This is a genomic window from Rhodospirillum centenum SW (assembly GCF_000016185.1).
GTDB lineage: Bacteria > Pseudomonadota > Alphaproteobacteria > Azospirillales > Azospirillaceae > Rhodocista > Rhodocista centena.
Genome location: NC_011420.2, coordinates 124946 through 144228, shown reverse-complemented (window position 1 = coordinate 144228; position 19283 = coordinate 124946). Strand labels below are relative to the sequence as shown.

Here is a 19283-nt window from a genome sequence, read left to right as displayed (position 1 = left end):
GGGCGCCTGGGGGACGGCGCCGCTCGCGTCCGATGAAAATACGGGATACCCGCTCCGCCCGGCAGGGGCGGAGGGGATATCCCAGGGTTCGAGGTTCGCCGCACTATACACGCGGACGCCCCGAAAGGAAGGCACAGGATATTGAAGGACGGCTATGCACGAGACAGGGGGAAGTCCGGCCTGCAGGTCAATCTCCCCGCCCTACACCTCCGCTCCGCCGCGATCATCCGCACTGCTGCTGCCGCGGAAGCCGGTGGCGACGACATAGGTCTCCGAACTGTCGGCGCGGCTGGCCGGCGGCTTGGCATGGCGCACCGTGGCGAAGTCGCGCTTCAGCAGGTCGAGCAACCCCTTCGTGGCGCCACCCTGGAACAGCTTGCAGACAAAGGCGCCGCCGGGCGCCAGCACGTCGGCCGCGAAGTCATAGGCGGCCTCGGCCAGACCGATGATGCGCAGATGGTCCGTCGCCGGGTGACCCGTCGTGTTGGCGGCCATGTCGGACAGCACGATGTCCGCCTGCCCGCCCAGCAGTTCCTTCAGCCGGTCCGGGGCGCTGGCGTCCAGGAAGTCGAGCTGGATGATGGTGGCGCCGGGCACGGGCTCCACCTCCAGCAGGTCCAGCCCGACGACCTTGCCGGTGCTGCCCTCCCCCGGCTTCACCACGGCGACAGCCACCTGGGTCCAGCCGCCGGGGGCGGCGCCGAGGTCCACGATGCGCTGGCCGCGCCTGAGGAAGTGGAACTTCTCGTCGAGCTGCAACAGCTTGAAGGCGGCACGGCTGCGGTAGCCGCGCTTGCGCGCCTCGGCCACATAGGGGTCGTTGAGCTGCCGCTCCAGCCAACGGGTGGAGGAGAGGGAGCGGCGGTGCGCGGTCTTCACCCGCACGGCTTCCGTCCGGCCGGTGGGCCGGGTGCCGGCGGGGCCGCGGGGATTCTTCGGAGTCTTGCCAGTCATGCCGCCCCATATCGACCCGATGGCCGGCAAAGGCAAGCGCGCCGCGCGCCGGGCCGCCCTGCCGGCGGGAAGGACCTGCCGGCGGGCAGGGGGTCAGCGCTGCCGTGCCGCGGCCGCCAGTTCGGCCAGGATTCCCTCGCGCACGCCGCGATCGGCGATGCGCAGCCGCGGCACCGGGAGCGTCTCCCAGATGCCGTCCAGGATGGCGCAACCGGCGATCACCAGATCGGCACGGTCGCGGCCGATGCAGGCATGGCTGGCGCGTCCCTGGAAGTCCAGCGCGCGCAGGTCGCCGGCGATGGCTGTCGCGTCCACCCGCGACAGCCAGGTCCCGTCCACCCGTGAGCGGTCGTAGCGCGGCAGCCCCATGCGGATGCCGGCCAGCGTCGTCACCGTACCGGAGGTGCCCAGCATCTGCACCCGGCCCCGCGCCACCTCGCGGGCCAGGGCGTTGCGCCGGGCGAAGGGGCGCAGCGCCTCCCGCATCTCCTCCACCATGCCGCGGTAGGAATCGGGGGAGACGCGGTCGCCGCCGAACCGCTCCGTCAGCCCGACGACGCCCAGCGGCACGGATATCTGGTCGATCAGGTGCGGCCGGCCGCGGCGCAGTTCCAGCCACATCAGCTCGGTGGAGCCGCCGCCGATGTCGAAGACGGCGGCGCGCGCCAGGGCAGGGTCGAGCAGCGGCGCGCAGCCGGCCAGCGCCAGACGCGCTTCCTCCCCGGCGCTGATGATCTCGACATGGATGCCGGTCTCGGACTCGACGCGCTCCAGGAATTCGGCGCCGTTGTCGGCACGCCGGCAGGCCTCGGTGCCCACCGCGCGCAGGGCGGTGACGCCGCGGCGGCGGATCTTGGAGCGGCAGACCTTGAGCGCGGAGAGCGTCCGGCCCATGGCCTCGTCGGACAGCCGGTCGGTGCGGGACAGCCCCTCGCCCAGCCGCACGATGCGGGAGAAGGCGTCCACCACCCGGAAGCCGCCCCGGGCGGGCCGGGCGATCAGCAGACGGCAGTTGTTGGTGCCCACGTCCAGGGCGGCGAACACGGGTCCCGGCCGCGGGACCATCGCCCCGGCCGGCTCCGGCCCGATGGCCGCCGTACCGTCACCCTCCCGGCCGACGGCATCCCACCCCGCGGCGTCGAACCTGGCTGCCGCAGCCTGCCCGGCCTGAACGTGACCGTCCTGAGCGTGATAGGACTGACCCTGATCGGACTCCACGAATCGACTGCCTCCGGGCCTGGCGCACGCCCGGGGGACAGGACCAGCCTCTTCGCCCCCGGGCGCGGTCGGCGACATTCCGTAACCGGCAACCATCGTACCGTATGGACGGGCCGGAGCAAGTACCGCCCTGCGGCATGTCGCTGACACGTGATCTGTCCGGTTTGAGAATCGCTCCAAAGAGGGGGGGGGCGAGGACGGGTCGGGCTGCCCGGGTCGCCACGCCCCGGCCCGGCACTGGCTCGGCCCTGGCTCGGTATCGCGCCCATCGCGGCCTGCGCGCCGGAGATAGCGGCACGTCAGGAGATCGCTTGCCTTACCGGCCACGGACGCCCCATCACTTCCCCGATCTGCAACCTTGCGGCGGCGGGCATGATGGGGCGACGGGTGGATGGCTGGAAGGACAGCCTGCGGACGGTTCTCCTCGTCGGACTGGGGGCGCTGCCCCTGCTGGGGCCGGCGCTGTGGAACGGCTATCCACTGTTCTTCTTCGACAGCTTCGAATATGTGCCGCTTCCCTTCACGGGTGAGCTGCCCGTCTACCGGACGGCGGGCTACGGCCTGTTCGCCTGGATCGGCCGGCTGACGGGCAGCCTGTGGCCGATCATCGTCGTGCAGTGCCTGCTGGTCGCTTTCGTTCTCCTGGCCTTCGCGCGCGCGGTCGCCGGCGTCGGACGGAGCGGGGCGGCGTATGCCGTGCTGCTGGCCGCGGCCGCAGCCGGTGGCCTGCCCTGGTACACCGGACAGGTGATGGCGGACGGGCTGACCGGGGCGGTCATCCTCGGCCTGCTGACCCTGCTGCTGTTCCGCGACCGGCTGCCCCTGTCCTGGGCCACCCTGGTGGCGGCGGTCGTGGCCGTGGGCATCGCCAGCCACACCAGCCATGTCGGTATCGCCGGAGGGCTGCTGCTCCTGGGATTTGCCGCGGCGGCCCTGGGGCGGCTGCGGCCGGGCTGGCTGCCCCCTGTCAGAACCGGCCTGCCGGCCGTGACACTGGCGGCCGGGCTGATGCTGGCGGTGGGGGCGAACTGGACAGCGACCGGGCGCCTTTTCCTCGTGCAGCCCAGCACGGTTCAGACGCTCGCCCTGTTCGTGGAGAACGGTCTGGCCGCCCGTTATCTGGACGCGGTCTGCCCCGGGCGGGAGCCGCCGCCCCACGCCCTCTGTGCGCACCGCGGCGCGCTACCGCATTCGGCCAACGAGTTCCTCTGGGGCCACAGCCCGTTCCGTGCGCTCGGCGGCTGGGACGGGCTGCGGCCCGAGGCCGAAGCGATCGTGGACGGAGTGCGCTCGCGCTATCCCGGCGCGCTGCTCTGGCAGTCGGCCCGCTTCACGGGCCGGCAGTTCGCCATGATGAGGCTGGGAGACGGGCTGGTGCCCATGCAGTTCCTGATGCGCGGGCCGGTGGCCGAGCACTACCCCGCCGAACTGGCGGCGTTCGAGGCGGCCCGGCAGCAGCAGGGGGAAATCACATTCCCGTTCTGGAATCCGCTGCTGTCGGTGCTCTGGTGGGGGGGCCTCGGCGGGCTCGTGCTGCTGGTGGCCGGGCGCTGGCGGGCCGGCTGCCGGCGTCAGTCCATCCTTGCCCTGGGCGTGCTCGCCGCTCTTGCCGGAAACGCCTTCATCTGCGGCGCTCTGTCGAACCCGAACCAGCGCTACCAGGGACGGCTGGCCTGGATGCCCGTCGCCCTGGTCGGACTGCTGCTGACGGCCGGAGATGGTCGCGGGGCGGTCGCTCCGGCCGTATCAGGAGCGTTGCGAGGCGAGGGTGAGCGACGCCGTATCGGATGACCGCTCCCGGGCCGGTTCCGGGACAGCGGGATCGGCCAGGACGGGCGGAGAAGCCTTGGCGGCAGTCTGCTCGGCTTCGCCGAAGCCTGCCGCCTCCGCGACCAGATAGACGGGGCGGCGCTTCACCTCCTCGAAGACCCGGCCGAGATAGTCTCCCAGCACGCCCAGACAGATGAGCTGCACCCCGCCGAGGAACAGGGTTGCCACCATCAGCGAGGCGTATCCTGGCACGTCAACGCCGTAGACCAGGGTGCGGACGGCGATCACGCCGCCATATGCCATCGCAACCAGGGCGACGAAGAGGCCGATCACCGACCAGATGCGCAGTGGCAGGGTGGTGAAGGAGGCGAGACCGTCGAAGGCCAGCGTGAACAGACGCCAGAAGTTCCAGGTCGAACTGCCGGCGTGCCGCGCCTCCGGCTCGTAGGGGATGGCGACCTGGCGGAACCCGACCCAGGCCATCATGCCCTTCAGGAAGCGGCGGCGCTCCGGCATGGCGATGATCGCGTCCACGACCCGGCGGTCCAGCAGGCGGAAGTCACCGGCTCCGGGCGGCAGATCCACCTCCGACAGCGCCCGGTAAAGCCGGTAATAGGCGCGGGTCAGGGTGCGCCGCAGCCAGCCGTCGGTGTCGCGGCTGGTGCGGCGGGCATAGACCATCTCCGCCCCGTCGCGCCAGTGCGCCACCATGGCCTCGATCAGCTCCGGCGGATGCTGGAGGTCGGAGTCCAGGAGCACCACGGCGGCGCCCGCGGCCCGCTCCAGCCCGGCGGCCATCGCCGCCTCCTTGCCGAAGTTGCGGCTCAGCCGGACCGGCTTGATCCGCGGATTGCGCAGCCGGTGGAACAGCAGCGCCTCGAAGGTGCCGTCGCGGCTGCCGTCGTCGATGCAGATGATCTCATAGTCCATCCGCAGGCGGCCCAGCACGCCTTCCAGCCGTTCGAACAGACGGGCGAGGTTGCCCGCCTCGTTGTACATCGGCAGGATGGCGGACAGCAGCGGCCGCTTTCCGGTGGGGGACGAAGGGCTCACGGTATCGGGGGCGGTCGGCATGGCGCTGGTTCCGCTCGGACGTATCCGGTTGTTGCGGCTGGCTTCAATTAATGAGGGTACGGTGACGGACGCCAGCGGAAAGGGGTACCCCATCCTTTTGTGCGCCGATGATTACGGCCTCAGCCCCGGCGTGTCATGTGCCATCCTCCGGCTTGCCCTGGACGGTCGCATTTCGGCGCTGAGCTGCATGACGGTCGGCCCCTCCTGGCCGGAGGATGCGGCGGCCCTGGAACCGGCCTATGGCAGGGTCGATGTCGGTCTGCACCTCTGTCTCACGGCCCTGCCGCCTCTGGGAACCATGCCGGTGCTCGCCCCGGAGGGCCGCCTGCCGGGGCTGGGAGCCCTGATCCGGGCGGCGCTGCTGCGCCGGCTGCCGCTGGGGGAGATCGCGGCGGAACTGGAACGGCAGTTCGACGCCTTCGTCGCGGCGACCGGACGGCTGCCGGACTTCCTGGACGGCCACCAGCACGTCCACCAGCTTCCCGGCATCCGCGGGCTGGTCCTGGACCTGTTCCGCCGCCGCCTCGATCCCGCCCGCCACTACGTCCGCAACTGCTACGAACCGCCCGGCGCCATCCTCCGCCGTGGCGTGGCACCGGCGCGGACCCTGGTGCTGTCCGCCCTCGCGGCTGGCTTCCCGACCGATGCGGCCCGGACCGGAGTACCGTGCAACGACGGATTCCGGGGTGTCCACGCCTTCGATCCCGCGGACGACCCCGCCTCCCGTTTCGACCGTCTGCTGTCCGGGGTCCGGGGACGTGTCCTGGTCAACTGCCACCCCGGACTGGTGGATGATCTGTTGCGGGCGGTCGATCCCGTTCATGCCCCGCGGGAAGCGGAATACAGGTTCCTTTCCGGAGGTGCTTTCCCGAGACTCCTTGCCGCCCGTGGGTTGCGTCTGGCCCGCTTCGCCGATCTGATGCGGGAGTCCTCCGACTGAAGGAGGCGCCTGATTGTCTTCAGACGTTACAACAACATCCGCGTGTACAACCGCCCTGATGCGCGTGGGGCTTGCAAATCTGAACGGCCGTCTTTAGCTTCCGCACCAACGCGGCCGGACAGAGCCTCGGGTCACAGGGGTTCCGGAGCAACCGGAACCGGGCGGGCGGGAGCCGCACGGACCGTCTTACAGGCTGCCCGACTACGGTCGGGCCGGCCGGGCAGGATTGTCCTGGTAAAGGGGCAGCCCGGACTGCGGGCGCTCTACCGGCAGCAACCGCGCGCAGCCAGACCCGCGGACAACGGACCGGAAACCAGATGTGCGCGGACAGGGTCGATGGTTCCCACTTTCAAAGCGGCGGAGCCGCGGGTCCGGGCTGCCTGAAATGCCGGCATCCGGGCGACTGACGGATCTGCTTGAGGCCGGGGCGTCCATCAACCCGGCGGCACCGGCGCTGGTCGAGGACGGGCGGGTCCTGAGCCATATGGACCTCCTCGTCCACGTCGATGCTCTGGCCAGCCTCTTGCAGCGATGGCTCGGCCCCGGGGACAGAGCCCCGACGGGACGGATCGGCCCGAGGGTCGGTGTCTGTGCCCTGAACAGCATCCGTCATGTCACGGCCTTCCTGGCCATCCTCCGGGCCGGTGCCGTCTGGGTGCCGATCAACCCGCATGACGGCCGGGAGGTGAACCGCACCCTGGTACGTCAGGCCGATCTGGATCTGCTGTTGGTCGAGGCGGACTGTGCCGAGTGCGTCGGGACCGGCAGTGTCTCCGCCCTCCTGATCGACGAAGGCGGGGAGCTTGACCGCCACCTGAACCGGACCCTGGGCGACCGGCCCGGTACGGTACCGGAGGGAGCGGAGGACATCGTCTGCATCCGCTTTGTCGGCACTCAGGGGGGACGCTCCCGTGGCGTGCTGTTGCCCGCCCGCAGCTTCCTTTCCGTGCAGCGCACCCTGGAGCGTCTCTTCGCCCCCGTAGCGGCAGACATTTCCCTCCTGGCGGCGCCTCTGTCGGAAGATGCCGCCCATTTCATCCTGCCCGTGCTCGGGGCGGGCGGCACCCACCGTCTGCTGCGCCATGCCGGCCCGGCGGGAATTCTGGATGCGCTGCGGCAAGAGGTGACGCTGGCCTATCTGCCGCCGGCCTATCTGCCGCTCCTGCTGGGAGAACGGGATTTCGCCCCGTCGGACTTTCCGGCGCTGCGCCATCTGGCCTGCGGAACGGAAGGACTGCTCCCCGATCTGACGGCCCTTGCCCTGGAGCGTTTCGGGCCGAGACTTGCTGTCCTGTTCGGTCTGCCGGAGGCTCCGCTCACGATCAGCACACTGGGCGCGGCGGAGATGGAAGAGGCAGGGCTGCGGGCGACCGTCGGCCCTGCCTGTGAGGACAGCCGCATCGCCCTTCTGGGGCCTGACGGCGTGCTCCGGCAGGAGCCGGGGGCGGCGGGGGAAGTGCTCGTTACCGGCGATCTCGTGATGGCCGGCTACCTGGACGCGCCGGTCGAGACGGAAGCGGCCTTCCATGAAGGGTGGCTGCGCACCGGAGAGGTCGGCACGCTGGACGACCGCGGCCATCTGACCCTGGGAACGATGGATGTCAGTCCCTCCGCGGGCCGGCAGGACGGATGGCCGGTGGACCGGCCTCGCCACACCGTGAAGGCCTGACAGGCCGCGACAGGGAGGCCGACACCCTATCCGAGAGGTAAGCACGTTTCTTGAAGCGACCTCCGTCGAAACGGTGTACGCTTGTCTTCATCGCTGACCGAAACGGGAGGACCGACATGGAACCCGACCCGAGTATCGAGAGCCTGCAAAGGCAGCATGCAGCGTTGGAAGCCCAGATCATGGCGGAAACCGGGCACGCCTATTACGACAGTGTCGCCGTCCGACAGATGAAGCTTGAGAAGCTTCGCCTCAAAGAGGAACTGGACAGGCTACGAAGGCACTGATCCTTCACTTCCCATAAGCTCCAGCATCCGGCCATACCGGGTCCGGCCGTTTTACGCGGCTGGGACAGGGGGCTGTTTCCTCTGCGCCAACTCCCCGGCATGGCGGAGGATACAGCCGGCCCGCGGTGTGTGGTTCCGGGGATGGGGCAGGGTGCCCGCCCGGAACGGAGGCGCTGTCGACTCCATCCCGGGAAGTCGTCCTCTGCCGCGCCGCCCGTCACGCGACCGGCGGAACTATCCGTGTAACCAGGGGCTCCAGGCCGTCGATCCCCGCGTCGATCCGGTCGCCGGGAAGCAGCGAACCGACGCCGGACGGCGTGCCGGTGAAGATCAGGTCGCCTGGGGCCAGGTCGAACAGGGTGGAGAGTTCGGCGATCACCTCCGCGACCGACCAGGTCATGTCGGCAAGGTCCGCCTGCTGCCGCCGGTCGCCATTGACCGCGAGCCAGATACGGCCCCGCGTCAGCGGGCCGGCCGGTCCGACCGGATGCAGGATTCCCACAGGAGCCGAATGGTCGAACGCCTTGGCCGTGTCCCAGGGCTTGCCGGCCTTCCGGGCGGCGGCCTGAAGGTCGCGGCGGGTCAGGTCGATGCCGACAGCCTGGGCGAAGACCAGAGCGCCGGCCTCTGCCACGGGGATGTTGCGGCCGCCGCGGCCGAGTGCCACGACCAGTTCGACCTCATGCTGAAGGTCATCGGTGCGGGGCGGATAGGGCACGTCCGCCCCGTCCGCCACCACCGCATCCGCCGGCTTCTGGAAGAAGAAGGGAGGTTCCCGGTCCGGGTCGCCCCCCATCTCGCGGGCATGGGCGGCATAGTTGCGGCCGACGCAGTAGATGCGGCGGACCGGGAAGCGTTCCGGACGGCCGACGATTGCCAGGGTCGGCCGCGGGCCCGGATCGAACAGGGGCTGGATAGCCAGGGACTGCATGGCGGGGGCTCCCGAGAGGCGGGGTCAGCGGAACCGGACGGCCGTGCCGCTGGCGCTGATGGCCAGCATCTTGTCCTTGTCCGAGGCGATGGCATAGGGGATCAGGGTCACCCCGATGATGGCGTCGGCCCCCATCCGCTTGGCCTGATCCACCATGTCGTCGATGGCATGCTCCTTCGCCTCGCGCATGGCCTTCTGGTAGCCGCCCGACCGTCCGCCGAAGATGTCGCGGATGCCGGCGAACATGTCGCGCAGGAAGTTGGTGCCCAGCACCGCCTCCCCGCCGACGACGCCGAGGATCTGGTAGCCGTCCTGGCCGGGCACGCTGCCGGTCGTGGAAACGATCATGCTGGTCTCCCTGGATGTCGCACGGTTCCGGAGGAACACCGCCGCCGGCCGATCGGTCCGGATCAGACCGCAGCGCGCCGGCGCTCCTCCCGCCATTCCTCGATGAAAATGGCATCCACATGGCGGGAGAGCTTGTCCAGCAGCCGGTGCAACTGCGTGAGTTCCTCGGGCGTGAAACAGGCCTCGTAGCGCCTGCCGCGGGCGATGCGGGCCGGGGCGATGCGGTCATGCAGGGCGGCGCCCGCATCGGTCAGACGGTTCTGGACACGGCGCCGGTCGGACGGATCGCGGTTGGTGGTGATCAGGCCCTTGGACTTCAGCTCCGCCACCGCCCGGGTGACCGTCGCCGTGTCCATGCCGAACAGGGCACTCATCTCGGCATTGGTGATGTCGGGATAGCTCGCCAGGAGCGCCAAGACCCGCCATGCCCGGAGGCTCAGGCCTTCATAGATTTCCGGGGCACGGGTGGAATCGAAGACCATCTTGGAGAAGATGGACCCGAACCGGAACGGCAGGAATTCAGGAACCACCAGGGGGCTTCTGATGCGGGGGTCGGGGCCACCACTCCGCCGGAGCACAGGGGGAGAGGTGCCGCTGGCTGTGGCGGCATAGAGCGTCGTCGGGGCACACTTCATTATGGGAGTCTTGAGACCGCTGCGGGGCCAGTAATCATAGTCCGCCCGCTACCGTCCGGAAACCCCATCCGGTATTGGGCGTGCCTGAATCCCTACCCGGTAGACGCGGGTCGGCTTCCCGTCATGCGCGTGTTTCCGGATCCGCAGTTTCCGGTTCAGCCGTATCATGCCGCTCGCCGGGTTCCGCCTCCAGCCCATAGGGACGCACCAGTTCCCATACATGTGGAGGCACCATGTGCTTCATCCGCCGCGGCTGCTCCCGGCGCAGGTGAAGCACCGTTTCCGACGCCTTCATCTCGACCCGCGCCCGGGCGAACTCCAGCCCCTTCGGTCCGACCTTGGGCATCAGCCAGCCGACCAGGGGGCGCAGCCAGTCGGGCATCTGCCGCAGCGGCAGACCGCCGGCGGCCCGCTTCGTGTTCTCGATGAAGCCCTTGACCGGCCCCTGTCGCTTGCCGGCGCTGCCGGGCTCGGACAGGCGCACCTCGTCGCCCAGCAGCGACAGCAGCTCTTCGCCGCGCTCGTTGCGCACCAGCAGCCACTGTTCGCCCTGGCCGCCCATGTAGCCGACCGTGATGTCGGCCAGCACGTTCGTGTAATCAACGCAGGTCCGGCAGGTGAGGGGGAAGAAGTCCGTCGGCAGCTTGGAGATCGGCAGCAGCAGGAAGGGGATCTCCTTCACCCGGCCGTCATCGAAACGCAGCTCGACATAGAAATCGGCACGGAACTCCAGATAGGTGATCGTCTCCGGCCGGTCGGACAGCAGGTTCAGAAACTGGTGAAAACGCTCGGTGGTCGTGTTGTCGGAGCAGGGGATGCCGATGACATAGAGGCGCTCGAACCCCAGTTCCGCCTCCAGCCGGCGCAGCGCATGCACCTGACAGGGGATGCCGACCACCGCCAGCCGGCGGTAACCGCGCTCGCGCGCCGGCTCCAGCAGCGCCAGCAGGGGGGCATAGCCCATCCGCATGCCGCGGCAGCGGGCCATGCCCTCCGGCTTCGTCACCAGCACCGGCACCGGCCGCCATTTGTCGTCGGGGTCCGGCGCCATGGTCAGCACGGCATCCACCGCCCCCGTCTCCAGCAGGCGCTCGGCGATGCGCGTGGTGATCCCGGTCCACTGCGCGCCCGGCCGGGGCGTGGCCATGGCGGCGCGGACCATGCGCCGGAACGGGCCGAAATGCAGCTCGCCCGGGCGCGACGGATCGCGGCTGCGGCCATGCACCTGGGTTTCCATCCCGGCATAGTCGGGCCGGATGAACTGGCAGGCATGGCCGCATCGTCCGGGCGTGGTGGTCCGGGAGATGCCGCAGTCGGTACACAGGGTGCGCGGCACGGCGTCTCCGACCGCCGGTGCCCAGATCGGTCCGTTTCCGTCCATGCTGATGCCCAAGGCGCTTATCCTCCGCGGACGACCGTCCCCGACCGCCGGCCCCCCGCGGCGGGTCCGGCCGGTCGCGGCCGGACCCTAGCGCATCCCGGCCGCCGCGAGTACTCCAAATGGCCGGCGGCCGGCGCGGGAAGATCGTCGCGGCCGCCGCCTCAGCCGAAGGCCTGGAGACCCGTCTGCGCCCGGCCCAGGATCAGGGCGTGGACATCGTGCGTGCCCTCATAGGTATTGACGGCCTCCAGGTTCAGGACGTGGCGGATGACATGGTATTCGTCAGCGATGCCGTTGCCGCCGTGCATGTCGCGGGCGACGCGGGCGATGTCCAGCGCCTTGCCGCAGTTGTTGCGCTTCATCAGGCTGATCGCCTCGGGCGCCCAGGTGCCGGCGTCCAGCATGCGGCCCAGCGCCAGCGCACCCTGGAGACCGAGAGCGATTTCCGTCTGCATGTCGGCCAGCTTCTTCTGGATCAGTTGCGTCGCGGCCAGCGGCCGGCCGAACATCTGGCGGTCCAGCGTGTACTGCCGTGCCGCGTGCCAGCAGAACTCGGCTGCGCCCATGGCCCCCCAGGCGATGCCGTACCGCGCCTTGTTCAGGCAGCCGAACGGGCCCGACAGGCCCTTGGCCCCCGGCAGCAGGTTCTCCTCCGGCACGAACACCTCGTCCATCATGATCATGCCGGTGACGGAGGCGCGCAGGCTGAACTTCCCCTCGATCTTCGGGGCAGACAGGCCGGCCATGCCCTTTTCCAGGACCCAGCCGCGGATATCGCCCGCCTCGTCCTTGGCCCAGACGACGAAGATGTCGGCGATGGGGGAGTTGGTGATCCAGGTCTTCGACCCGGACAGGGTCCAGCCGCCGGCCACCTTGCGCGCCCGGGTCTTCATGGAACCGGGGTCGGAGCCGGCATCCGGTTCCGTCAGCCCGAAGCAGCCGACGAGCGTGCCGCTGGCAAGGCCCGGCAGCCAGCGCTGCCGCTGCTCCTCGCTGCCATAGGCATGGATCGGGTGCATCACGAGGCTGGACTGCACGCTCATGGCCGAGCGGTAGCCCGAATCGACGCGCTCCACCTCGCGCGCCACCAGACCGTAGCAGACATGGTTCAGCCCGGCGCAGCCATAGCCGTCGATGGTGACGCCCAGCAGGCCCAGCTCGCCCATCTCCGCCATGATCTCGCGGTGGAAGTGCTCATGCCGGAAGGCCTCCAGCACGCGGCCCATCAGCCTGTCCTGGCAGTAGGCGCGGGCGCTGTCGCGGACCATCCGCTCTTCTTCGGAAAGCTGGTCGTCCAGGCGCAGCGGGTCCTCCCAGCGGAAGGGGCTTCCCTTGGGGGTCTTCTGCGGCAAGCCTGTCTCCGGCACGTCGGCCATGGCGTCGTCTCCCGTGTCTTTCTCCGGGCGGCGCTCCAGCGCAGGGGCGGTCGGGCCGCCCCGCGCCGCCGGCCCGGGGAGGGGAGCCTACACCGGAACACACGGCGGCGGGACTGCGCTCTGTCCGGCCGGTCAGAGGGGCAGGGCGCCCGCGGCAGGACGGTTGGTGTCGCGCAGCTCCCCCAGCGCCTGCCGGGTGATCTGGACGGCGCCGGACACGGCCAGCCCGGCCATCACGGCGGCGACCACGATGTCCGGCCAGCCCGTGCCGGTGCCGAAGACACCGGCCGCCGCCAGCACGACCGCGACATTGCCGATGGCGTCGTTACGCGAACAGATCCAGACCGAGCGCCGGTTGGAATCGCCGTCCCGCCAGGCATAGAGCAGGGCGGCCACGCCGACATTGGCAGCGAGGGCCAGCAGGCCGACGGCGCCCATCACCTCCGCTCCGGGCACCGCCTGGGCCAGCGCGTTGTAGAAGGTGTTGCCGGCCACGACCAGGCCGACCGCGCCGAGCGACAGCCCCTTCACCAGGGCAGCCCGGGCCCGGACCGTGAGGGCAGCCCCCAGGACGAACAGGCTGATCGCGTAGTTGGCGGCATCGGAGAGGAAATCCAGTGCATCCGCCTTCAGTGAGACGGAATCCGCCGCGGCACCCGCCACGATCTCCACCCCGAACATGGCCCCGTTGACCAGCAGGGCGACCCACAGCACCCGGCGGTAGGCGGAATCGGCGGGAGGCTTTTCGGAGGCGCAGGGGCCGGCGCAGCAGGAAGCGCCCATCGGTCTTCTCCTCGGTGGCGTTCCGGGCTAGCCTGGGGGCCGTAGTCGCTACAGGGTCAAGCCCTTCTCATCGGCGGGGAGCCGCATGAACATCGGCCGTCTGGGCAGCCTCACGGAGACGAATGTCGAGACGATCCGCTACTACGAGCGGATCGGGCTCTTGCCGCCGCCGCCGCGGACGCAGAGCAACTACCGTGACTATGACGACGGGCATGTGCGGCGGCTGTCCTTCATCCGGCGGGCACGCGCCCTCGGCTTCCATCTGGACACGATCCGGGCGCTGCTGGACGTGTCGGACCGGCCGGACCAGTCCTGCGCCGGCGTGGACGCGCTGACCCGCCGGCAGATCGCCGAGGTGGAGGCGAAAATCGCCGACCTGACCCGGCTACGCGACGAGCTGGTCCGTCTCGCCGGCCAGTGCCGCGGCGACCGGATCAGGGACTGCCGCATCATCGAAGCCCTGTCGCCGCCGGTCCTACCGGAACCCCTGCCAGAAATGCCCGCCCAGGGCCGGCCGTGATGCAGGGTTGGCTCTGGTTTGATTTTCCATAATCATTATTATCGGACTTATATCGTGGCCAGGACAGGCAGCCCCCGCGCGCCCCGCGGCCATGTCAGGGCGGCCTTCCCCTGCCGTCGGGTTTTCCCGCGTCACCGCGTCGGTTAAGGTCGCGGCACGTCCGCCAACGGGGTGCCGCGATGTCCGACAGCATGAAGCGACTTGTCGATCTGATGGCGAAACTGCGCGACCCGGAGGGTGGCTGCCCCTGGGACCTGGAGCAGGATTTCCGCAGCATCGCGCCGCACACGATCGAAGAAGCCTACGAGGTCGCCGACGCCATCGAGAAAGGCGACATGGCGGCCCTCAAGGACGAGCTTGGAGACCTGCTGTTCCAGGTCGTCTTCTACGCCCGGATGGCCGAGGAGCGCGGCGACTGGGACTTCGACGCCGTGGCGGCGCACATCACCGCCAAGATGGTCCGCCGGCATCCGCATGTCTTCGGGGAAACCGTGGTGGACACGGCCGCCGACCAGACGCAGCGCTGGGAGGACCTGAAGGCGCGTGAACGGGCGGAGAAAGCCGCCGCCGAGGGCCGGCGTCCCTCGGCCCTGGACGGAGTGATCGGCGGACTGCCCGCCCTCACCCGTGCCGTGAAGCTCCAGAAGCGGGCGGCACGGGTCGGCTTCGACTGGACCCGGGCGGAGGAGATTCTCGACAAGATCGAGGAAGAGATCGGCGAGCTGCGTCATGAGCTGCGCGCCGCCACGCCGCACCCCGACCGTATCCGTGACGAGACGGGCGACCTGCTGTTCGCGCTGGTGAATCTGGCCCGCCGGCTGGAGGTCGATCCCGAATCCGCCCTGCGCGGAACCAACGCGAAGTTCGAGCGCCGCTTCCGCCACATCGAAGACCGGCTGGCCGCGCAGGGCCGCACGCCCGGGGACGCGACCCTGGAGGAGATGGAGGCGCTGTGGCAGCAGGCGAAGCGCCTGGAGCCCCGCGACTGACCCCTCGCCCCCTCACCCGCCATACCAATTCGACGCCGCAACCTGTTGACGTGACAGCAAGGACAGCACCATGAGCCAGAGCTACCGCCCCGAAACCGTCCTGATCACCGGGGCCACAGGCGGTTTCGGAACCGCCTTCGCCCACCGCTTCGCCGGGCTCGGCTGCCGGCTGGTCCTGGTCGGGCGGGATGCGGCGAAACTCCGGGCTCTGGCGTCCGGTCTGACGGTGCCGGTCCATACGGTCCAGGTCGATGTCCGCGACCGTCCGGCGGTGGAGGCTGCCCTGGCGGCCCTGCCCACCGACTTCGCCGCGATCGACCTGCTGATCAACAATGCCGGCCTCGCGCTCGGCGCCGACCCCGCCTTCCGGTCCAACCTGGACGACTGGGAGGTGATGATCGACACCAACGACAAGGCGCTGGCCGTGATGACCGGGCTGGTCCTGCCGGGCATGGTGGCGCGCGGCCGCGGCCACATCATCAACATCAGCTCCACAGCCGGCAGCTACCCCTACCCCGGTGGCCATGTCTATTGCGCGTCAAAGGCTTTCGTCACGCAGTTCAGTCTGGCCCTGAGGGCGGACCTGATCGGGACCGGGGTCCGCGTGACCTCCATCGAGCCCGGCATGGTGGAGACGGATTTCAGCCTCGTCCGCTTCAAGGGCGATGCCGAGAAGGCGGCCCGGGTCTATGCCGACACCACGCCGCTGACGGCGGACGACGTGGCCGAGGCGGTGGTCTGGGCCGGGACCCTGCCGCCGCACTTCAACATCAACCGGATCGAGCTGATGCCGACGACCCAGGGACCGGGCGCCCTCGGCGTCCACCGTTCGCCCAAGGGCTGACGGGCGGGGCGTGCCCCGCGGCCCGGCTCAATCGCCGAACAGCAGGGTGCGCAGGGCGTTCCAGCTCGGGCGGTCAGGGGCCAGGAGCAGGCCCCCGGCCAGTTCCATGGGCGTGTAGCCGATGCCGTCCAGCTTCGCGGCATAGCCGCCGGCCTCCGCATGCATCAGGGCGCCGGCGGCATGGTCCCAGGGCATGATGCGGCGGTAGAGCGAGAAGTGGGACTCCCCGCGCAGCAGCCGGAGATACTCATGCCCGGCGCATTGCAGGGTGAAGGTCCCGGCCAGCCGCGGCATCCGGCTTTCCAGATGCTCGCGGACGCGGCGCTCGAAGTAGCGGGTGCCGACGGCGCCGGTCATGGTCTCCAGCGGAACGGGTGGCGCCACGCACAGACGCACCCCGTCCAGCCAGGCGCCGCCGCCCCGGGTGGCCACGGCCATGCTGCCGCCGCAGGGATCGTGAATCCAGCCGGCCAGGGTCTCGCCCCGGCGGGCCAGGGCGACCATGACGGCGAAGACCGGCCGGCCAGCGACGAAGTTCGCGGTTCCGTCCACCGGGTCGATGATCCAGACGGGATCGTCGCCCTGGATGCGCTCCAGCACCCGCTCGTCCGCCGTGGCCGCTTCCTCGCCGATCGCCACGGACCCGGGCAGCAGCTCTGTCAGCCGTACCGAGAGCTGCCGCTCCGCCGCCACGTCGGCGATGGTGACCAGATCACCTGGCCCCTTCTCCCGCACGTCGCGGTCTTCCAGGTGGCGGAAGCGCGGCATGATCTCGCTCGCGGCAACCTCGCGCACGATGTCGGCAACTCGGGCGATATCCGGGACCATGGGCACCCCTCCGGAGCGGCCCCGCGGGCCGACGGCCCTTCATACTGGTCCGCTCCCCCCGGCACAAAGGGAACTTGCGCGCAGCCCTGCGACCTGTGCAGGGCTTGCAGGGAGACGCCATCGCAAGACAGCGGCCAGACTGCCCTGCTCGCCCGGACGATCGGACGTTGGGAATTTTCATTCCAAAGGGGAGGATCTGCGTGATAGGTCCTTTCCGGTAACCGGAGAGCCGCATGCAGAGCTATGTTCTGACCCTGTCCTGTCCCGATGCCGTCGGTATCGTCGCCACATTGTCGGGACTGCTCGCCGGGCACGACGCCAACATCCTGGACAGCGCCCAGTTCGGCGACCGGATCAGCGGCCGCTTCTTCCTGCGAATCTCCTTCGAGGTGGAGGACGGCAGGGTGGACACGCTGCGCCGCGCCCTGGCCGAGGTGGCGGAGCGGTTCCGGATGGACCTGCACCTCCACGACGCCGGCCGGCGGCCGCGGGTGATGATCCTGGTTTCCCGCTTCGGCCACTGCCTCAACGATCTGCTGTACCGCTACCGGATCGGCGCGCTGGCCATGGACATTCCGGCCATCGTCTCCAACCACCGCGACTTCTACCAGCTCGCCGCCTGGCACGACGTGCCCTTCCACCATCTGCCGGTGAACGGCGGGAACAAGGAACGGCAGGAGGAACGGTTGCTGGAGATCATCGAGGGCGAGCGCATCGACCTCGTGGTGCTGGCCCGCTACATGCAGGTTCTGTCCCCGACGCTGTGCGAGCGCCTGCCCGGGCGCTGCATCAACATCCACCATTCCTTCCTGCCCAGCTTCAAGGGCGCCAAGCCCTACCATCAGGCCTTCGCCCGCGGGGTGAAGCTGATCGGCGCCACGGCGCACTATGTGACGACGGACCTGGACGAAGGTCCGATCATCGAACAGGCGGTGGAGCGGGTGGACCACACGCTGGGACCCGACGATCTGGTGGCCGTCGGCCGGGACATCGAGTGCATGGTCCTGGCCCGGGCGGTGAAATACCACCTGGAACGCCGGGTCCTGCTGAACGGCTCGAAGACGGTCGTGTTCCGCTGACCGGGAGGCCGCCCGCCGGCCGGTCAGGCGCGGCGGGCTTCCCAGGGACCCGCGTCCGGGGCAGCCGTTCCGACGGGAGCCGCCGGAACCGGCAGATAGCCGAACCGCTCGCGGAAACGGCCGACATCGGCCGTCTCCAGGCCCACGCGGACCAGGGCCCGGGCGTCGTCGTCCTGGCGCTCCAGCACCTCCCCGCGCTGATAGAGCCAGGCGAGAGCCGCACCGTCCGCCAGATCGACGGCCACGGAGACGACATCGCGGTCCGCCACCATCCGCCGGTCGATCAGGTCGAACAGCCCGCCCAGCCCCTCGCCCGTCAGGGCGGAGATGGCCACCGTGTCGCCGGTCCGGCGTGCCTGCCGGAGCAGCGCATCACGCTCCCCCTCAGGAACCAGATCGATCTTGTTCAGGACCTCGACGACACGGGCGTCCGAGTCGACCTCGATACCCAGTTCGCGGAGCACCGTCTCCACGTCGGCCTTCTGCGCCTCGGTGTCGGGGTGCGAGACATCGCGGACATGCAGGACGATGTCGGCGGCCTGCACCTCCTCCAGCGTGGCGCGGAAGGCCTCGACCAGCCCGTGCGGCAGGTCGGAGATGAACCCCACCGTATCGGACAGGATGATCTTCCGGTTGGACGGCAGCGTGATCGCCCGCATGGTCGGGTCCAGCGTGGCGAACAGCAGGTCCTTGGCGAACACATCCGCGCCGGCCATGCGGTTGAACAGGGTGGACTTGCCCGCGTTCGTGTAACCGACCAGGGCGACGACCGGATAGGGCACCTTCTCCCGCGCGCGGCGGTGCAGGCCGCGGGTGCGCCGGACCTCCTCCAGTTCCGCCTTCAGCCGGGCGATGCGCTCCCCGATCAGGCGGCGGTCGATCTCAAGCTGGCTCTCGCCGGGGCCGCCCAGGAAGCCGAAGCCGCCGCGCTGGCGCTCCAGGTGCGTCCAGGACCGCACGAGGCGGGAGCGCTGGTAGGTCAGCGCCGCCAGTTCGACCTGCAACTGGCCCTCGCGGGTGCGGGCGCGCGCGCCGAAGATCTCCAGGATCAGGCCGGTGCGGTCGATGACCTTTGCCTTCCAGGCTTTCTCCAGGTTGCGCTGCTGTACGGGCGTGAGGGCGTGATCGACGACGACGAGCGTGGCGGTCTCCGCCTCGATGGCGGCGGCCAGTTCCTCCACGGCCCCCTGGCCGAGAAGGGCGGCGGGCCGCGGCCTCATCACACGGATGGAGCGGGCCCCGACCACCTCAAGCTCGATGGCGCGGGCAAGGCCGACGGCCTCCTCCAGCTGCGCCTCCGGGCTACGGCTTGCCATCCGGTCCTCGGGCAGGACCGGATGGATGACGAAGGCGCGGGTGGCAGGCCCGCGCCCTTCGGCAGGCTGGATCTCAGTCGTGTTCCGTCTCCTTGGCGGGCTCGAACAGCTGGATCGGGTGTGCCGGCATCACCGTCGAAATCGCATGCTTGTAGACAAGCTGCGAGTGCGCATCACGGCGCAGCAGGACGGAGAAATTGTCGAACCAGGTAATGATGCCCTGAAGTTTGACGCCATTGACGAGAAATACCGTCACCGGAGTCTTGTTCTTGCGGACGTGATTCAGGAAAACGTCCTGCACGTTCTGCGATTTTTCCGACATTGGAGCAGCCTCGCTTTGCTCG

Annotated in this window: 20 protein-coding genes; 8 read left to right on the top strand and 12 right to left on the bottom strand. The window is 69.7% G+C overall.

Annotated elements, in window-relative coordinates; translation table 11 throughout:
• Nucleotides 1-201 precede the first annotated feature (201 nt).
• Together RC1_RS00690 and RC1_RS00685 are read right to left on the bottom strand one after the other, a co-directional pair.
• Nucleotides 202-954 carry an RlmE family RNA methyltransferase gene (locus RC1_RS00690; protein WP_041785040.1) on the bottom strand — a complete coding sequence of 251 codons (753 nt, stop codon included), beginning with the start codon at nt 952-954 and terminating at the stop codon, nt 202-204.
• A 93-nt stretch (nt 955-1047) separates the two neighbouring features.
• Nucleotides 1048-2172, bottom strand: a complete 1125-nt coding sequence (locus RC1_RS00685) for a Ppx/GppA phosphatase family protein (RefSeq protein WP_012565393.1) — start codon at nt 2170-2172, stop codon at nt 1048-1050.
• Nucleotides 2173-2544: 372 nt separating this feature from the next.
• On the opposite strand from RC1_RS00685, the gene RC1_RS00680 reads away from it, so the two are divergent.
• Nucleotides 2545-3963, top strand: coding sequence for a hypothetical protein (locus RC1_RS00680; RefSeq protein WP_148213345.1), 1419 nt, complete (start codon nt 2545-2547; stop codon nt 3961-3963).
• On the opposite strand, the gene RC1_RS00675 is transcribed toward RC1_RS00680, so the two are convergent.
• Nucleotides 3919-5016, bottom strand: coding sequence for a glycosyltransferase family 2 protein (locus RC1_RS00675; RefSeq protein WP_148213344.1), 1098 nt, complete (start codon nt 5014-5016; stop codon nt 3919-3921). The genes RC1_RS00680 and RC1_RS00675 overlap by 45 nt on opposite strands.
• Between RC1_RS00675 and RC1_RS00670 the strand changes: the two genes are divergently transcribed.
• From RC1_RS00670 to RC1_RS20590, 3 genes are all read left to right on the top strand, one after another.
• A complete protein-coding gene (locus RC1_RS00670) occupies nt 5015-5956 on the top strand; it encodes a ChbG/HpnK family deacetylase (protein ID WP_083759206.1) in 942 nt (313 codons plus the stop codon). The genes RC1_RS00675 and RC1_RS00670 overlap by 2 nt on opposite strands.
• 385 nt (nt 5957-6341) lie before the next feature.
• Complete coding sequence (locus RC1_RS00665; RefSeq protein ID WP_012565389.1) at nt 6342-7625, top strand: class I adenylate-forming enzyme family protein; 1284 nt, start codon at nt 6342-6344, stop codon at nt 7623-7625.
• A gap of 116 nt (nt 7626-7741) precedes the next feature.
• Nucleotides 7742-7909, top strand: coding sequence for a YdcH family protein (locus RC1_RS20590; protein WP_012565388.1), 168 nt, complete (start codon nt 7742-7744; stop codon nt 7907-7909).
• Nucleotides 7910-8126: 217 nt separating this feature from the next.
• Here the strand turns inward: RC1_RS20590 and RC1_RS00660 are convergent, their stop codons facing one another.
• The 6 genes from RC1_RS00660 to RC1_RS00635 form a co-directional block, all read right to left on the bottom strand.
• On the bottom strand, nt 8127-8840 hold the full coding sequence (locus tag RC1_RS00660; protein WP_012565387.1) for a fumarylacetoacetate hydrolase family protein: 714 nt from the start codon (nt 8838-8840) through the stop codon (nt 8127-8129).
• Nucleotides 8841-8864: 24 nt separating this feature from the next.
• A complete protein-coding gene (locus tag RC1_RS00655; protein WP_012565386.1) occupies nt 8865-9188 on the bottom strand; it encodes a YbjQ family protein in 324 nt (107 codons plus the stop codon).
• Nucleotides 9189-9250: 62 nt separating this feature from the next.
• Nucleotides 9251-9718 carry a MarR family winged helix-turn-helix transcriptional regulator gene (locus RC1_RS00650; RefSeq protein ID WP_041785039.1) on the bottom strand — a complete coding sequence of 156 codons (468 nt, stop codon included), beginning with the start codon at nt 9716-9718 and terminating at the stop codon, nt 9251-9253.
• A 226-nt stretch (nt 9719-9944) separates the two neighbouring features.
• Entirely contained in the window at nt 9945-11159 is a 1215-nt protein-coding gene (locus RC1_RS00645; protein WP_234703813.1) for a Coenzyme F420 hydrogenase/dehydrogenase, beta subunit C-terminal domain, read from the bottom strand.
• A gap of 206 nt (nt 11160-11365) precedes the next feature.
• Complete coding sequence (locus tag RC1_RS00640; RefSeq protein WP_012565383.1) at nt 11366-12580, bottom strand: acyl-CoA dehydrogenase; 1215 nt, start codon at nt 12578-12580, stop codon at nt 11366-11368.
• 132 nt (nt 12581-12712) lie between these two features.
• On the bottom strand, nt 12713-13363 hold the full coding sequence (locus tag RC1_RS00635) for a cation efflux transmembrane domain-containing protein (RefSeq protein WP_012565382.1): 651 nt from the start codon (nt 13361-13363) through the stop codon (nt 12713-12715).
• Nucleotides 13364-13448: 85 nt separating this feature from the next.
• Here RC1_RS00635 and RC1_RS00630 point away from each other — a divergent pair, with 85 nt between their 5' ends.
• The 3 genes from RC1_RS00630 to RC1_RS00620 all read left to right on the top strand — a co-directional run bounded on the left by RC1_RS00630 (nt 13449) and on the right by RC1_RS00620 (nt 15716).
• Complete coding sequence (locus tag RC1_RS00630) at nt 13449-13883, top strand: MerR family transcriptional regulator (protein WP_012565381.1); 435 nt, start codon at nt 13449-13451, stop codon at nt 13881-13883.
• 179 nt (nt 13884-14062) lie between these two features.
• The gene (gene mazG, locus RC1_RS00625; protein ID WP_012565380.1) at nt 14063-14872 is read left to right on the top strand and encodes a nucleoside triphosphate pyrophosphohydrolase; all 810 of its coding nucleotides are present in this window, start codon (nt 14063-14065) and stop codon (nt 14870-14872) included.
• 70 nt (nt 14873-14942) lie between these two features.
• Nucleotides 14943-15716, top strand: a complete 774-nt coding sequence (locus RC1_RS00620) for an SDR family NAD(P)-dependent oxidoreductase (protein ID WP_012565379.1) — start codon at nt 14943-14945, stop codon at nt 15714-15716.
• Nucleotides 15717-15743: 27 nt separating this feature from the next.
• On the opposite strand, the gene RC1_RS00615 is transcribed toward RC1_RS00620, so the two are convergent.
• The gene (locus RC1_RS00615) at nt 15744-16544 is read right to left on the bottom strand and encodes an inositol monophosphatase family protein (protein ID WP_012565378.1); all 801 of its coding nucleotides are present in this window, start codon (nt 16542-16544) and stop codon (nt 15744-15746) included.
• Nucleotides 16545-16777: 233 nt separating this feature from the next.
• On the opposite strand from RC1_RS00615, the gene purU reads away from it, so the two are divergent.
• Complete coding sequence (gene purU / locus RC1_RS00610; protein WP_012565377.1) at nt 16778-17623, top strand: formyltetrahydrofolate deformylase; 846 nt, start codon at nt 16778-16780, stop codon at nt 17621-17623.
• 23 nt (nt 17624-17646) lie between these two features.
• Here the strand turns inward: purU and hflX are convergent, their stop codons facing one another.
• Both hflX and hfq read right to left on the bottom strand, forming a co-directional pair.
• Nucleotides 17647-18939, bottom strand: a complete 1293-nt coding sequence (gene hflX / locus RC1_RS00605) for a GTPase HflX (protein ID WP_012565376.1) — start codon at nt 18937-18939, stop codon at nt 17647-17649.
• Nucleotides 18940-19012: 73 nt separating this feature from the next.
• Nucleotides 19013-19261: an RNA chaperone Hfq gene (gene hfq / locus RC1_RS00600; RefSeq protein WP_012565375.1), complete on the bottom strand. Its 249-nt coding sequence runs from the start codon at nt 19259-19261 to the stop codon at nt 19013-19015.
• Between the last annotated feature and the right edge of the window lie 22 nt (nt 19262-19283).

Bases quoted from the DNA above. Each gene is read 5' to 3' on its own strand.
- RC1_RS00620 (WP_012565379.1), top strand. From the start codon at position 14,943: ATGAGCCAGAGCTACCGCCCCGAAACCGTCCTGATCACCGGGGCCACA.
- RC1_RS00630 (WP_012565381.1), top strand. From the start codon at position 13,449: ATGAACATCGGCCGTCTGGGCAGCCTCACGGAGACGAATGTCGAGACG.
- RC1_RS00680 (WP_148213345.1), top strand. From the start codon at position 2,545: ATGATGGGGCGACGGGTGGATGGCTGGAAGGACAGCCTGCGGACGGTT.
- RC1_RS00665 (WP_012565389.1), top strand. From the start codon at position 6,342: ATGCCGGCATCCGGGCGACTGACGGATCTGCTTGAGGCCGGGGCGTCC.
- RC1_RS00615 (WP_012565378.1), bottom strand. From the start codon at position 16,544: ATGGTCCCGGATATCGCCCGAGTTGCCGACATCGTGCGCGAGGTTGCC.
- RC1_RS20590 (WP_012565388.1), top strand. From the start codon at position 7,742: ATGGAACCCGACCCGAGTATCGAGAGCCTGCAAAGGCAGCATGCAGCG.
- RC1_RS00675 (WP_148213344.1), bottom strand. From the start codon at position 5,016: ATGCCGACCGCCCCCGATACCGTGAGCCCTTCGTCCCCCACCGGAAAG.
- hfq (WP_012565375.1), bottom strand. From the start codon at position 19,261: ATGTCGGAAAAATCGCAGAACGTGCAGGACGTTTTCCTGAATCACGTC.
- RC1_RS00655 (WP_012565386.1), bottom strand. From the start codon at position 9,188: ATGATCGTTTCCACGACCGGCAGCGTGCCCGGCCAGGACGGCTACCAG.
- RC1_RS00640 (WP_012565383.1), bottom strand. From the start codon at position 12,580: ATGGCCGACGTGCCGGAGACAGGCTTGCCGCAGAAGACCCCCAAGGGA.
- RC1_RS00635 (WP_012565382.1), bottom strand. From the start codon at position 13,363: ATGGGCGCTTCCTGCTGCGCCGGCCCCTGCGCCTCCGAAAAGCCTCCC.
- purU (WP_012565377.1), top strand. From the start codon at position 16,778: ATGCAGAGCTATGTTCTGACCCTGTCCTGTCCCGATGCCGTCGGTATC.
- RC1_RS00690 (WP_041785040.1), bottom strand. From the start codon at position 954: ATGACTGGCAAGACTCCGAAGAATCCCCGCGGCCCCGCCGGCACCCGG.
- hflX (WP_012565376.1), bottom strand. From the start codon at position 18,939: ATGGCAAGCCGTAGCCCGGAGGCGCAGCTGGAGGAGGCCGTCGGCCTT.
- RC1_RS00660 (WP_012565387.1), bottom strand. From the start codon at position 8,840: ATGCAGTCCCTGGCTATCCAGCCCCTGTTCGATCCGGGCCCGCGGCCG.
- mazG (WP_012565380.1), top strand. From the start codon at position 14,063: ATGTCCGACAGCATGAAGCGACTTGTCGATCTGATGGCGAAACTGCGC.
- RC1_RS00670 (WP_083759206.1), top strand. From the start codon at position 5,015: ATGGCGCTGGTTCCGCTCGGACGTATCCGGTTGTTGCGGCTGGCTTCA.